Source organism: Edaphobacter modestus, assembly GCF_004217555.1.
In the GTDB taxonomy this organism is placed as follows: Bacteria; Acidobacteriota; Terriglobia; order Terriglobales; family Acidobacteriaceae; genus Edaphobacter; species Edaphobacter modestus.
This window is the reverse complement of the sequence record NZ_SHKW01000001.1, coordinates 345514-360874: the sequence shown is the minus strand read 5'-3', so window position 1 is coordinate 360874 and position 15361 is coordinate 345514. Positions and strand designations below refer to the sequence as shown.

7 protein-coding genes and 1 pseudogene are annotated in these 15361 nt (G+C 54.6%); 6 read left to right on the top strand and 2 right to left on the bottom strand.

The genetic code is table 11. The features are described 5' to 3' along the window. Positions 1-11 precede the first annotated feature (11 nt). Positions 12-4802: a DNA glycosylase AlkZ-like family protein gene (locus BDD14_RS01500; RefSeq protein ID WP_130417273.1), complete on the top strand. Its 4791-nt coding sequence runs from the start codon at positions 12-14 to the stop codon at positions 4800-4802. Positions 4803-4890: 88 nt separating this feature from the next. Beyond that, the gene (locus BDD14_RS01495) at positions 4891-5748 is read left to right on the top strand and encodes an Fpg/Nei family DNA glycosylase (RefSeq protein ID WP_130417272.1); all 858 of its coding nucleotides are present in this window, start codon (positions 4891-4893) and stop codon (positions 5746-5748) included. Between the two features lie 113 nt (positions 5749-5861). Here the strand turns inward: BDD14_RS01495 and BDD14_RS01490 are convergent, their stop codons facing one another. Then, a complete protein-coding gene (locus BDD14_RS01490) occupies positions 5862-7889 on the bottom strand; it encodes a glutaminase family protein (protein ID WP_242618212.1) in 2028 nt (675 codons plus the stop codon). Between the two features lie 683 nt (positions 7890-8572). On the opposite strand from BDD14_RS01490, the pseudogene BDD14_RS34190 reads away from it, so the two are divergent. From BDD14_RS34190 to BDD14_RS01480, 3 genes and pseudogenes are all read left to right on the top strand, one after another. After that, positions 8573-8922: pseudogene (locus tag BDD14_RS34190) on the top strand (ABC transporter transmembrane domain-containing protein); the annotation flags it as partial. 33 nt (positions 8923-8955) lie between these two features. Beyond that, positions 8956-9864, top strand: a complete 909-nt coding sequence (locus tag BDD14_RS01485) for an ABC transporter ATP-binding protein (RefSeq protein ID WP_423201777.1) — start codon at positions 8956-8958, stop codon at positions 9862-9864. Then, positions 9861-10559, top strand: a complete 699-nt coding sequence (locus tag BDD14_RS01480; RefSeq protein ID WP_130417269.1) for a S8 family serine peptidase — start codon at positions 9861-9863, stop codon at positions 10557-10559. The genes BDD14_RS01485 and BDD14_RS01480 overlap by 4 nt, the downstream gene beginning before the upstream one ends. An 849-nt stretch (positions 10560-11408) precedes the next feature. Here BDD14_RS01480 and BDD14_RS01470 read toward each other — a convergent pair. Further along, positions 11409-13001: a GMC oxidoreductase gene (locus tag BDD14_RS01470; RefSeq protein ID WP_165419871.1), complete on the bottom strand. Its 1593-nt coding sequence runs from the start codon at positions 12999-13001 to the stop codon at positions 11409-11411. A 495-nt stretch (positions 13002-13496) separates the two neighbouring features. On the opposite strand from BDD14_RS01470, the gene BDD14_RS01465 reads away from it, so the two are divergent. Further along, positions 13497-14360, top strand: coding sequence for a glycosyltransferase family 2 protein (locus BDD14_RS01465; protein ID WP_130417266.1), 864 nt, complete (start codon positions 13497-13499; stop codon positions 14358-14360). The last annotated feature ends 1001 nt before the right edge of the window (positions 14361-15361 follow it).

Sequence of the window (15361 nt, the reverse complement as noted above, 5' to 3'; positions counted from 1 at the left end):
ACTGTTTCGAAATGGCCAACACCTCCCACAAACCGAAGAAACAGACTTCTCCGATATCTTTGCAATCCAGTCATTCAGTCGACGATTGCACAGAGCAGAGCGGTGTCCTCGAGTTATTCCACCCCGTGACCGCAAAATGGTTTCGGGCTGTGTTCGCTGCTCCTACGGCCCCTCAGATCGAAGGCTGGCCCGCAATCGCACGGGGAGAGTCCACATTGATTCTTGCCCCCACCGGAACAGGGAAAACCCTCACCGCTTTTCTCTGGTGCCTCGACATGTTGATGCTCAGGATGCCTTTAGAGATTGAAAATGGTTGCAAGGTTGTATATATCTCCCCCTTGAAGGCCCTCGCCACCGATGTCGAACGAAATCTTCGTTCTCCACTTGTCGGAATAGCGAACATGGCGAAACAGGAAGGGGTGCCAACCCGCTCACCCGAAATAAGCGTTCGAACTGGCGACACGCCCCAGAAAGAAAGGGTGAGATTTCGAAAACATCCGGGTGAAATTCTTATTACCACCCCGGAGAGCCTCTACCTTCTCTTAACCTCGGAAGCGGGCGAATCACTAAGGTCCGTGGAGACTGTCATCATTGATGAAATCCACGCACTCGTTCCGACGAAACGCGGAGCTCATCTGGCCCTTTCTCTTGAACGCCTGGAAGCTCTCGCTGGAAGGCCGCTCCAACGAATCGGCCTGTCGGCGACACAACGTCCTTTGGAAGAAGTTGCACGATTCCTGGGTGGAGCAGCCATCAGTCCCACCCACGCAAGACAGTTAGCAGGACGAAAGATCCGAAGCAATAAAATTTATGAAGAGACCTCGGCCGTATTGAGTGAGGCTGCGGGTACCTCGGACAATGATGGGGTACCAGAAACCATACCTTTCCGTGCCGTCACCATCATCAATGCGGGCGTGAAAAAGGCGTTGGATCTGAAGGTCGAAGTTCCCGTCGAAGATATGGCACGCCTGGGACAAGTCGAAGACCACCCAAGTGGGCCAGCTTCCCAGGGCGCCAAGAGAACCTCAATCTGGCAATCGATCTATCCGCGGCTGCTCGAGATTATCCGTGAACGTACGTCAACGCTCATTTTTGTAAATGCGCGTCGAGTAGCAGAGCGTTTGGCAGGCGCCCTGAACGAGCTAGCAGGGGAATCAATTGCCAGGGCGCACCACGGTTCATTGGCAGCAGCGCAGCGAGCCGAAATCGAGGAACTCCTAAAGGCAGGCAGGATCAAAGCGCTTGTTGCAACCTCGTCTTTGGAGCTTGGAATCGATATGGGTGCTATCGATCTCGTCGTCCAGATTGAAGCCCCTCCATCTGTCGCAAGTGGAATGCAACGTATCGGCCGCTCAGGCCATCACGTTGGGGCTCCGTCGGCGGGAATTATCTTCCCGAAATATCGAGCCGATCTCGTTGCCTGCGCTTCCGTGACACGCGCCATGCACCAAGGTCACGTCGAATCGACACGGTTTCTACGTAACCCCCTCGACGTTCTGGCTCAACAGATCGTCGCCATAGTTGCTCACCCTCCGCTCGGGATAGAGTATGCCTCAAAACAAAAAATGCTCGATGAGGACGAAGGACCAAGGATAAGCTACTCTGACCTGTTCCGATTAGTACGTGGTGCCGCTCCATTCGCCGGCCTAAGTCCAACCGTTTTCGACGGGGTTCTCGACATGTTAGCCGGCAGATACCCTTCCGACGAGTTCGCAGAACTGCGTCCTCGAATCACCTGGGACAGAGCTAAAAACTGGATTACCCCCCGAATTGGCGCAAAGAGAATTGCAATCCTGAACGGGGGAACGATTCCAGACAGGGGAACATACGGCGTTTTTCTCGCAGGGGAAAGAACAAAGCCGGTGCGCGTAGGGGAACTCGACGAGGAAATGGTCTTTGAGAGCAGAACCGGAGACACCTTCATCCTGGGGGCTTCAACATGGCGTATCGAAGAAATAACGCACGATCGTGTACTCGTCTCCCCGGCCCCCGGAGAAGCAGGCAAAATGCCGTTCTGGCATGGAGATCAGGCTGGAAGGCCACTGGAATTCGGTCGAATGATAGGAGCTCTCATACGAGAGCTCCGCGAAATGCCACGCAATGTCGCGATGACAAGGCTGACTGAAGAACACGATCTCGACCCACGCGCAGCCGAGAATGTCTTGCGATATCTCGCTGACCAGGAGATTGCAACGGTAGTAGTCCCCGACGACCGTAACATAGTGATAGAGAAAGTCCGCGATGAGCTTGGGGACTGGCGCGTCTGTGTGCTCACGCCCTTTGGTAGCAGGGTTCACGCGCCCTGGGCCATGGCGGCCACCGCGAGGCTTCGTGCGGCCAATGGTCCAGAAGTCGAGACTATGTGGAGCGATGATGGTTTTGTTCTTCGTTTTCCAGATACCGAGCTGGCACCCGATGTTGAACAACTTATTCTTGAGCCGGACGAGGCAGTGGATCTGGTGCTACGCCAGCTTGGCTCCACCGCACTGTTCGCAGCAAAATTCCGCGAGAGCGCAGCGCGCGCCCTTTTGCTGCCAAGGCGAAGAGCAGATGGAAGAAGCCCTTTGTGGCAGCAGAGGAAGCGTGCGTATGATCTCCTGAGCGTTGCAAGCCGCTACTCATCATTCCCCATTCTGCTGGAGACTTATCGTGAGTGCATGCGCGATGTCTTCGATATGCCTGCCCTCATCGAGACGTTGCGACTTATCTCGAATCGCAGCCTGCGCGTCCACACGATTGAATCTCGCACGCCCTCTCCTTTCGCATCAGCCTTGTTGTTCAGTTACGTCGCAAACTATATCTACGATGGAGACGCCCCTCTTGCGGAACGCCGCGCTCAAGCCCTCGCAATCGATCAGGATCAACTCCGCGAGTTGATGGGAGATGCTGATCTTCGTGAACTATTGGACCTAAGTGCAATCGAGCAGACAGAAGAACAACTGCAAGGCCTCGCGGACGGCTACCAGGCAAGAAATGTGGATGGGGTGCATGATCTTTTGCTTCGAATTGGAGATCTCAGTCGCGAGGAGCTTCGCAGTCGATGCACTGATGATGCTGTAGCGGAGACTGTACAACGTCTGCTTCGCGCCCGCCGGGCAATCGAGATTCAAATCTCCGGAAGTAAGCGCTTCATCGCGGTGGAAGATGCCGCTCGATATCGCGACGCGTTGGGTATCCCCCTTCCCCCGGGTCTTCCAACGGCCTTTCTGCAGGCCACTCCCGAAGCCGCAACTGATCTTCTCCGCCGCTACGCGCGAACACATGGACCATTCACCGCCCAGGACGCCGCTGGTCGATTTGGCCTCGCAATAAGAACCGTGGAACCTATCCTCCACAAACTGACACAGTCAGGACGCATCGTCGAGGGCGGATTCCGTCCCAGTGGAATTCACCGTGAATGGTGCGATAACGACGTGCTGCGATCCATCCGCCGCAAAAGCCTCGCTCGCCTCCGGAAAGAAGTAGAGCCAGTGGAGCAAACAACCCTTGCTCGCTTCTTTATCCGATGGCAAGGGGTTCTACAGCCGCGTAGAGGCCTTGATGCGTTGTTGGATGTCATTGAAAACCTGCAGGGCACACCAATTCCGGCTTCTATTCTGGAAACCGAGATACTTCCGGCGCGGCTCATTGGTTATAAAGCTTCCGACTTAGACACCCTGATTGCAGCTGGAGAAATAGCATGGGTTGGAATGGAGCCGTTAGGGGAACGCGATGGTAGAGTTGGCCTTTATCTAACTGAGAACCTCTCACAGTTGTGGCCTCCAATTCGGGAACATCGCGAACCGTTGAGCGAACGCGAAGAGTCGATCATTAATTATTTGCGTAGTCGTGGGGCTTTGTTGTTTCAGAACCTCCACGACGGTATCGGCGGCGGATATCCCGGTGAGACTCTGGATGCGATCTGGTCACTGGTCTGGAGAGGAATGTTGACCAACGACGGTCTTGCCTCGCTGCGCGCCTATTGCGAGCGATCCGGCAATTCAAGGAAAGCTGTCCGGCGGGTACATAACCAGGCTCGTTTTCGTTCCCGCAGAACAACTCCACCGACAGGGCAAGGCCGTTGGGCGCTTCAACCGGCAGCCTTCGACCAGCAGGATGCTGGCGCTCGACTAACTTCGTGGACACACACCACCACACAGCAGCTATTGAATCGTTACGGTGTTGTCTTCCGCGAAACGGCTCATGCAGAAAATATTCCAGGAGGTTTTTCCGTCATCTACGAAGTGCTGAAGGCAATGGAAGAGAGCGGCAGGATTCGTCGGGGTTACTTCGCTGCCGATCTGGGCGCGACCCAGTTTGCCCTCCCTGCAGCTGTCGATCTTCTTCGTTCGCTCCGACAGGGCGGTCGGGCAGAAGTAGAGATGGATCGTTCGGAGATCATCCAGCTTGCAGCTACCGATCCCGCGAACCCTTATGGAGCTTTGCTGCGATGGCCCTCCGGCGGAGATGCGTCATCTTCGCTCACGCGAAGCGTGGGCGCACGGGTCATTCTCGGAAATGGTGCCCTTATCGCTTATCTACGACGAGGAAATCCCAATCTACAGGTCTTTATTCCTGAAGAAGAACCTCAGAGGTCGAACTTTGCGAGAGCATTGGCAACGTTTTTTGTTGAGCGATCCCAGGACCGTCGCGAAGACGGAGACGTTCGCGCAGGCATCCTGATCGCCACTATCAATGGAGTTTTGGTAGCGGAACACTGGATTGCCGGCTTTCTTCTGGATGCAGGCTTTACCGCTGGCGCAATGGGATTCAACATCAGGCGAAACCCGTCTTCCATGCACGGTGCAGATTCTGTAGCGTGATGAAGGCTTGAAGCTGCATCCCGCAGGACTTGCTCGGAAAGCTGATACAAGAAGAAACTGCCAATGCGACTCTGAACAGGAGGCTGAAGTGCCGGAAGGCGACACAATCTACCGGTCGGCTCGCGCCCTGCAACGTTCAATCGGAGGGCAGGTCGTTACTGGCTTCGAGACCGGGTTGGCAAAACTCGCTCGCATTGACGACGACACACCATTGAAAGGACGAACCATTGAAAAAATTGAATCTCGAGGGAAATGGCTTCTGATTCACTTTAGTGGCGACCTTATTCTCCTCACTCACATGTTGATGAGTGGAAGCTGGCATCTCTATCGCGCCCGAGAACGATGGCGAAGACCTCGCAGTAGCATGCGCGTAGTAATTCGCACGCCAGAATGGGAGGCAGTAGCATTCAATGTACCGGTGGCAGAATTTCACACGGCACACTCCTTGGCACGACACCCCCATATCCAGAAAATAGGACCGGATATCTTGTCAACAGAATTCGCCGTCGACAATGGCATTGAAAGGCTCGTCCGCTATGCGCGCGAAGCACCTGCGGTTGAAGTTGCCGTCGCACTGCTGAATCAACAAGTAATTTCCGGGCTTGGAAATGTTTACAAGAACGAAGTAGCATTCGCCGCTGGCATTAATCCATTCAGGCCTATGAAGACATTATCCCTCTGTGAGATGCAGCTAATTGTAGAGACTGCAAACCGCTTTATGAAAGCAAACGTGATGGACGGTAAGGGTGGCGGTATCGTCACCTACCCTGGTGGACGGCAAACTAGACACACCATGCGCAGCGAAGGGAGACTATGGGTCTATCGTCGTCAAGGCCATGAATGCAGACGCTGTGGAGCCACAATCTTGATGCGCAAACAGGGGATTCAAGCGAGATCAACTTATTGGTGTCCTAAATGTCAACCCGCTATGCAAGAGAACTCCTAAACCCATTCATCTTCATTAAGTGACAGCTGCGGAATTAGGTAACAGCTTGCGGAATAGCTTTGTAATGCATTCTGAAATTCTTTAGGTCTACATCCATAGGCGGAAAGAATCCGTCAGTTTTTTGTATTGGCATGCATGAGTGCCTTGATAAATACTCCGCCCACCACTGATCTTGCTTGAAACGCAATCTCTTTGCCACTCACCGTGTCATAAAAATCGGTCGTGGGAGTTCGTGAAGGGGTTTCGTCCGCCCACACCACAAGCCGGTGAATCAGGTCCTGAAACTGCTCGGGCTTGCTGGCTAAACTTGCTGTCCAGACTTCCCAATCCAATTTCGTGATTGTCTTTCGATTGTCCAGAGGCAATCCATATTGCTTCATTTGCCGACTATAAAAGTCCCACTCAGTATTCATCACCCTCTTCGGGAAAAGATGAAGATCCAGGAGATCATCCCACACAAGGTTGTACTTCTGACTCCAGGTGCCCGGCTGATCGAATGCGAGCTTATAGTGATCGCCGTCGATTGCCATCTTTTCCCATTGCTCGGGGAGCCTGCTCACGATCCGTTCGTACCGGTCAGCGAGTTCCGTATCACCGACGCCGCGGGCAATCTGAACAAATGCTCCAAGGGCCTCAATCGCCTTAATCGATAGATTCGTATTGTGCGCCAGATGGCCAGCAAAGTCATCAGTGCTTAGCTGGTTCTCTGGATCCATGCCTTTTTTCTCAAGATAGTCTGCCCACTGCTTTAATTGTGGCATGTAACGCTTGGCGAACTCCCAATTCTCTTCCCGACGTTCGAGTGCCGCAACCATGATGATCAAGTTACCGCTTTCCTCGACTGGCATCTGATCTTCTTCGTTCTCTTCCCCTCCCCCATATACCTGTCCATTGGCCAATGGATAGGTTCCCAGGTCATGAGGTGCAAAAGGAAAGCGCCATCGCGGAAGAGCAGCATAACGCATAAGCGGTTCCAGTTGCGCCTCAAGTAATTTTGGATTGAAGAGTAGGAAGAATGGCGATGATGGATATGTGACATCTACTGTATCAATACAACCATTGCTATCATTTTCCTTCGAAAAAAACATAGGTGTACCATCGACATCGGCTACGAGCTTGTGCGCGGCAATCGTCTGGCGGAACAGCAACGAGGTCAGATATCTATAATCTGGTCCACCAATCTTCTCCATCTGTGCTGTTGTATCTGCATCGAACCTCTCGCCACGTTCTTCGAGCTGTGCATACTCTTTCTCGGCGGTAGCCAGCATTACAGCCTCCGTCATGCCATTACGTTGCCAGTACGGGCGAAGCCGGCGTCCGAGGTATTCGATTGCATAACCTTCTGTATACGCCAGCTCAACATGGCGTTCCACTCGCGATGCCCCAATCAATCCCAGCGGAAGTCTCGTCGAAAGATGAGCTGCGCGCTCTCGTCCTGCGGCGGGAAGTGGCATAGAAGAGTCGTCCGTATCAGGAAGATTACCCGAAGTAACGAACGTGGGAACGCCACTATATGCCATCGATGTCGTCGCCAGTGCCGAGTCTGGAACTGCAAGCCGAAAGTATCCCCAATCGATTCGAACCCGGTCTCCGGACTGATGGAGCGTCTGTTGGTCGCGTGATCCTACGTTGAGAAGCGTCAGACCTGGGGCACGACTTCGGGACCAGGTCACCTGCTGTCTCGGCTGGTCGACTGCAATCAATGGATCTACGTCCAGCATCAGATCCGCTTGGTGTTGTTTTCCGTCGATTGATCTCGCACTCCAGCTCAAATATGTAACTGGCCGCGACATAACGTCAAGATCCTTAGGAAACAACGGCGTGAAGAAGGTCACGCCCAACTCCAGTCCGCCTGCCGTAAAACGATATTTCGAATGCAATGGCGTCACTTCGACCGACACCTGCTGCATAGCCTCTACTGCTGGCATTCCGAAATAGCCACGTGGCATCGTCCCCATCCAACGATACGTCGTTCCGTCGATCCGGATGAGCCCCAGCATGGGTTGCGCGACTTCGGTCCAATGCTTTACCGGTACGTCCGTCAATTTGTCGCCCATAGACCACAAACTGAAGAAGGGGTCATTCGTGACCAGCGGAGTGGCAGGTGCTCGATGTTGTTGGCCCGCTGCTGATAGACACATCGCCGAGAGCGCCGCCCATGTTAGGAGTTTCATGGTCATGTTTTCTAGAACCCTTTGCCTCTTGATCGTTCTGTCCGCCGTTGCTCGGCTGCAGTTTAGTGATTGGTGCGACAAGGCTTACACACCGCCCACTGCACAAGCAATAGGGATATGGATCGACCCAGGAAGAAACGGATCCTCGTCCTTTGCGTATAGGCATCGTAACTCTCGTCGCACCGAATTGCGATGCCCCGTTTTAAGCGAATCGCCGGATGCAAGATTACCATCCAGAACACTAATAAATCGTGATCTGTGGTACGGGCTTCTCTGGAAGAAGCCCGATCCTGGGGACCGATTCCGGGATGTAGATTCACGCGCTAATTTCCGAATTCCAATACTTGAAAACAGTTGTTTTCAGCGCGCTCGGAAAGGGAAAATGACAACTGAAGGGATAGTTCGACAAACAAAAAACCAGGAGCACCGAGTCACCTATAGACAATCAATCAATCTTCTGCTACATAATCTGCTTACAGCAGAGTTCACCTTCAAGTATCGAAGCATCCTTTTCGGGTGACGTTTGCACCTCGGCTTGGCGACATCGTCTCCCGTATCAACGATGACATTGGGGAGGTACAACGCATTTGTGCGGATACATTCTCTCCATCTTCTCCAATGTTCTTTTCCTGGTAGGCAGCCTCGCTATCATGGTCTGGCTCAATCCTCGCCTTACCATTGCCAGCCTCATCCTGCTTCCGTTCAGCATCCTTGCACTGCGACACTATCAACGACGCCTCACACACTTTACTTTCGAACTCCGGCAACGAAGTGCAAATCTGGGCAGCTACTTATCGAAAGCATCATGGGGATGCGTCTCATCGTTTCCACTGGCGCACAGAAACGCGAAGCTGACCGATTCGCCGCCCATAACGATGCCTTCGTGAGTTCTCTCATCTCGATGCAGATGACGTCGTTCCTCGCAAGTGGACTTCCAGGCACGGTTCTTATGCTCTCCACAGCCACCGTCTTCCTCTACGGCGGCAAACTCGTAATCGAACACCAACTCACGCTTGGCGCATTTGTAGCCTTCATGGCTTACCACGTCAAGCTACTCTCACCTGTACAGAACCTTCTCGGCGTCTATACCAGCCTGCTTACTGGCGGAGTCTCTCTGGCGCGTGTCTTCGAGGTTCTCGACGTTCCCGTTGAGGTCTCCGATCCACCATCTTCATCATCCTTTCCCGCCTTCACCCACGAAATTCGTTTTAGGGATGTAGGCTTTCGTTATACGTCGCAGGTTTCCGTCCTCCAAAACGTCTCCTTTACCGTTCCCCGACACACCATCTGCGCCATCGTAGGTGCGAGTGGATCAGGCAAGTCCACCCTGGGAGGCCTGCTCGTCCGTTTCTTCGACGTTCAAAGCGGCGCTATCACTATCGATGGCACCGACATTCGCGATCTCTCGCTTACCGATCTTCGTTCATCCATTGCTATCGTGGAACAAACACCCTATCTATTTCACGCTACCGTCCGTGAGAACATCACTTACGCCAATCCGTCCGCAACGGAAACACCAGTCCGCGAAGCCTCCATTCAGGCCGGCATTCACAACTTTATCGCTTCTCTGCCCAACGGTTACGAAACAATGATCGGCGAACGTGGTTCAACCCTCTCCGTCGGCGAGCTCCAATGCATCGCCCTGGCTCGTCCTCTCCTTCGCAAGCCCGCCATCCTTCTTCTTGATGAGCCCACCTCTGCGGTCGATCCGCGTACTGAAGCACTCGTGACGGACAAGCTTGCCTCGGTCCTCCGGTCCACTACGATCACTGTAATCACCCACCGTCGTTCTCTCGTCGAGACAGCGGATCATGTCGTCGTCCTCGATCAGGGGCGCGTCGTTCAACAAGGCCGTCCCGACGAACTTCTCAATACGCCCGGATACGTCTCGCACCACTTTTCAGATGCTGCCTCTCATCAGCCTCAGGAGGCTTTCGTATGAAGGGGCGCCTTCGTATTGCCATTCTTGATAGCGGAGTCTTCGTCAATCACCCGCATATCCGGAGCTCCATCGCAGGTGGTGTCACCATTACACCCGAAGGCCAGACTGACGGTTTCCGGGACAACCTGGGTCACGGCACCGCCATCTGTGCGCTTCTCCAGCAACTGGCTCCGGACGCTGATATCTTCGCCGTCAAAATCTTTGAATCCCGCCTCGCGACCTCACTTGCCATTGTTCTCAATGCCATCGACTGGTGTCTGCAGCAACGGATCAACATTATCAATCTCAGTCTCGGAACTGCCAACCATGACCATCTGTCCCACTTCGCCGCAGCCGTCGAGCGAGCCCATAACCATGGAACCGTCGTTGTCTCGGCGTACCAGGCAAATGAAACCCCGATGCTTCCCGGCTCACTTCCCACCGTAATCGGAGTAGCAGAAGATCCTAGTTGCCCGCGCCAATCTACGCGCTTTATAGCATTGCCTACGCCTCACGTCGCGGCTTGCCCATATCCGCTCGATATCGATGGCATCCCACGCGAACGTAACCTGCGCGGCGTCAGTTTTTCCGTCGCACATGTAACTGCTCATATTGCCCGTCTGTGGCACGCATCGGTGCCGGATCTGAGTGCTGATGCCGATTGGCTCGCACGGCTGGCCGCAGATCAGCCCGCGCGGCAGAATCAACTATTGTAACCAGCCTGCTCTAAAGGTCAGCGCCCACCAAGGGACACTATCTCTGCTTCCGGAGGCCATCGGCCTCGGCGTGCAATGCGGACTTACCAGCGCCGGGGTGCTGGGGATGATGCTCGCCTCGTACTTCATCTTCTACATCTTTGAAACGGGCTGGATGCACTGACGCAGCGCTGGCAATCGCAGGACTTGGAGCGGCGAGTCATAGGGGGCACAGGCACTGGCATGCTGATCCTTCACAGCTTCCGGGACGGCCTCGCTATCGGAGCGGCCTACGCTGGCTTGCATACGGCAGGATACGCCGTCGCGTATGGAACTTCCCGCCTCGAAACTCTGTGTTCCTGGGGGTGGTCGCGACGCTGGACGAAGTGGCCAATGCACAGGGATGACCCGGCCCCGTGTAGCGCTGGCTTGGTTGATGACGCAGCCCGGAATTACGGCGCCGATCCCAGCGCGGCAAATGAGAGGCACTCGCCGCGGCAAACTCCCGGAAGGTTGTGGCAGAGGCTAGGCCAGGTAGAAAGAGTACTGAGGATCGACGCCGAACACTTTAAATACACATAATTTCTAATCTGCAGGCGTTGCGGAAGAAGAGTTCGGGCGCACAGGGGAGAAGCTTTACCAACTTAGTGGATGAGGCGATGTTCTCGCCTCATCCACGTCGCCGGCTGCGTCTGCTGGATGATGAGCGGTCTCGATCTAAAGAGGCGCTTCATGCTGGTGGCATAGACTTCAGGGGAAGGAGAGCGTGCGTCTGAAGGGCTGGGTTGCTTTGAGCGCGGGCCGCTAAACGCAGATCGAAAGGCAAACCGGAAGGGAGCATAACTTGGCCACGAGATCCGGTGCACTCGACTAACGAGCGGTGTCCCTGTCGACTTGAAGCCGGTCCGCTAGCCGGAGGGCCAGGGCCATCATGGTGAAGGTAGGATTGGAACTCCCTCCACTCGGAAAGACGCTGCAGCTTACAACATAGAGATTCCTGAGGCCATGGACCTTCAGAGAGCTGTCCACGACGCTGGTCGACGGATCAGCGCCCATCCTGGTTCCTCCCATCATGTGAAACGTATCCCTACGGTTGGCGAGTTCCCAGCAATCACCTTCCCCCTGAGCCTGCGGCGTCCAGTGTATGTTCGCCAGACCATATTCGCGGAAGAGTCCGTCAAGCTCCTGCACATAGCAACGGATGCTCGCACGCTCGTCGCCCGATATTCGCCAATCGAGGATTGCTTTGCGCATCCCGAGGGCGTCCCATTCCTCGCCCAGGCGTATACGGCTCTCGCAGTCGGGCTTCTGTTCCACATCGATGTCCAGGACGACGCTTGCTGCCCTGGAGACAAATCTTCGATTGCGAAGCTTTGCCGCAATGGCCAGGTTCACTATCTCCCTGGATGCAGCAGGCACGCCTAACATATCTCGTCGAAGGTCCCGGTTTAGACGCCCCTGCTGGATCCCGCGAAGCACTCTCCTGATCAGGTCCGCACCGGAACCCGATGGTTCTTCTATCGCGAACTGTGCTGAGACTGAAAGAAGGCTTCTCTCAATTCGCAACTCCGCGGTCGCCTCGAGTTTCGCCCTGTAGGACGTGCCATCTCTCACGTATGGAGCAAACGCCCGAATCACTCGCTTTCTGTCCTCGGGAGCAATCTCCGCCGCTCGCACCTCCACATGATCGTGAAAGTAACGTCCCACCTGCCCTCGGCAATTCCCTACCCCCTGTGGACATACCGCCGTGGACGCCAGCAGCAGGCGCGATGCCTCGATCGTCCCGGTGCAGATCACAAACTGATTGGCGAAAAATTCATATCTCACTCCGCCATAATTGGTGGCAGTCACACCCAGCGCGAATTCTCCATTTCCATTCACGTCAATAGAGAGAGCATTTGCATGTGTGAAGACGGTAACGTTGCTTGAGGCGAGACATTGCTTGCCCAGAGTCATCGACAGGTTTCTCCTCACGAAGGGAGCGCATTTGGAAAAACGCAGCCTTACTCGGGAGGACTGAAAGGGAAGCTCGCACTTAAATTCTCTAAGCAGTTCGTCGGAGAATGGAGATGTCGAAACGCCCATCACCTTCTGCACCTCAAGATAATAAGGCTCGAGCTCAGCCAGTTCGATGGGCCAGATAGGCATGCCTAGCCGACTGTCGGGATGAAGTACATCCTCTGTGAAAGGGAGCAACTGGCCTGCCCAGCGGGTCGAGGATCCTCCAAATGTGCGGAAGCGGCCTTCCTCAACGCCGGAGTGCGGCTCACCCGCGATCTCTGTGCGGTAGAGCCTCTGGCTTCGCTCCTCGAACTCAAGCCCCCCGGCCTCCAGTAGATGGACATTCCTACCGCTTTGTCCTAAGCGCGAGGCGAGCAGAATGCCCGCGACTCCGCCACCGACCACACAGATATCCGATCGGAAGACCGACGGCAGGCCTCGTGTCTCCAAGTCGATATACATGGCAGACACTAAAACACAACCGACGAATGATGGCAACAAGTACCTTCTTTCGCGACACCATGGTTGCCGAGTTACTTTGAAAGCAACAAGCAGGCCCTCGGAACACCAGGAATTAGGATTCGTGGGAAGCATCGATTTGTTGCAAGTCGCTGCAACTCGTCCCCAACTCTTGCATACGTTCGCATGCCAATCGCGGCTATCCGCTTGTCGCGCTACTCGCAAGCATACTGCAAGCATCTCAAGGTACTACAGAGCGCCGAACCCCTACTGCTCTCGTAAGGCCGCGAAGTGAAAGAGATCGCGCTTTCAGTTTGGCCATGGACTTGCAGTTACGTGAACTATCAGACGGTGTGCAATGTCCTATAAGTCCTCAATTCGACGACTTACATGTATGTAAAGGAGAACACCTGGGACGCATGCAAACAGGAATACCTGGATATCGTCGACGCCTTCACCTGTGAACGCGTGGCGAACGCATAACTCTTGGGGTTCTATATGACAAAATACATCATCATCACACCCGCTCGTGACGAAGAAGATTACCTTGAACGAACTGTCCTCTCGGTCCTCCAACAAAGCATTCTTCCGATCCAATGGATTCTCATGGACGATGGCTCGCGCGACCGGACTGGAGAAATCATGGACCACTACGCGCAGCTTTATCCCTGGATCACCGTCTGCCATCGGAACGACCGGGGTTTTCGCAACTCCGCAGGAGGAGAAATTGATGCGTTTTACGATGGTTATTCACGCATCGCCTGTAGCGACTGGAATTTCATCATAAAGCTTGATGGAGACCTCAGTTTCTCGCCTGACTACTTCGCGAAATGCTTTGCCGAATTCGCGAATGATCCTCGACTCGGGATCGGGGGCGGAGGCATCTACCATGAACTGAATGGGGGAGTCACACTCGAAAAGAGCCCCACGTTTCACGTCCGTGGAGCCACCAAGATCTACAGACGCGAGTGCTGGGAAGATATTGGAGGCCTCATGCGCGCCCCCGGTTGGGATACCGTGGATGAGCTAAAGGCGAACATGCTCGGTTGGACGACGCGCAGCTTCCCCGACTTTCGCTTGCTGCATCACCGCTACACGGGCGCAGCCGATGGTGCCTGGAATAACGCTGTCAAAGACGGCCGCGCCAACTACATAGCTGGCTATCATCCTCTTTTTATGCTTCTGAAGTGCACCGCACGAAGCATAAAGCACCCTTTCCTGGTCGGCTCTGTCGGCCTGATGCGCGGCTTTCTAAGCGGTTATTGGGAGCGCATACCGCAGGTGCAGGACCGCGGCCTAATTCGATACACACGCAATCAGCAACTGCGTCGCCTCCTTCTGCTCGATACCATCTGGAAATAGCCTAGTTGCCCTGGAAACTCCAGATGCACGCCACTGACGTGCCAATCACGCCTTCGTTACATCCCCACAAATACTTGGCGCCTGCAAAATTGAGCAGTACAAAGTCGCTCGGCCCGTTTACCTATCCCAGCGAGATGCCAGCCCGCTTCATCCAGACACCACGTCCATCAGGATCGCGCATCGCTGAAGGTAGAGATCCTTCGCCTGCAGCAGCTCCTGGCTGGACTACTGCTGAAGAACCAGCGTTTGCGGCACGCACTGGAAAACGCTGAAACCGTGCGGACTGATTGGAAGCATTGATTCACGCATTCGGGAGCAGCCCACAGTCAGCTGTCACATACCCCCTGTGGTCGAGTGCGCACTTTGGTAGTAACGCGGCCATTGAGAGGTCCCAGCTATTACTGAGGTGCGGAAGGCGCACGGGCGATACGGGCACCGGTTGGGTCCGCCACATATGTTTGGAGTCCCTTCGATCGGTCTTCTGTTTCCGCACATAGCTGGCACGAATCTGCGTCGCATCGCCGACCCACACTTCATGGTCTAGCTTCTGCAGCAAGGACACGAACCACTGATCGTTGCCTACCGCTTCGATACCCACTAAGGCAGGGGAAGCCATTCCTCTGTAGAATCGCTCAACTTCGCCGGTCGCGTGCATTAGCTTGTGGTCTTCGATTCTGCCAGTCTCGGTGTTCAGCTTGGCGACTTGTTGATCGCTTGGTGAAAATCACAGCCTATTATGATCAGCCGGGCTCCTTCCTCCCGCTGACCCTGGTCTCTAAACCAACCACAGTCTACCGGGATGCGTTGAAGCCTTCGCCCTTATCTAATCAGCCTCTTTGTTGGAGCAATAGCTCCTGGCCAGGATGGAATGCGCTGCGCTCTGTTCCCATTTAGTTAGGCAGTCTTGAAGGACTTCTTCCGATTACGGGTTGTGAGAGCGCCGGTTCGGCCGTTGTGCCATCTCGTTGTTCGCCAGCAGATCTGGCAGGAAATCATAACTT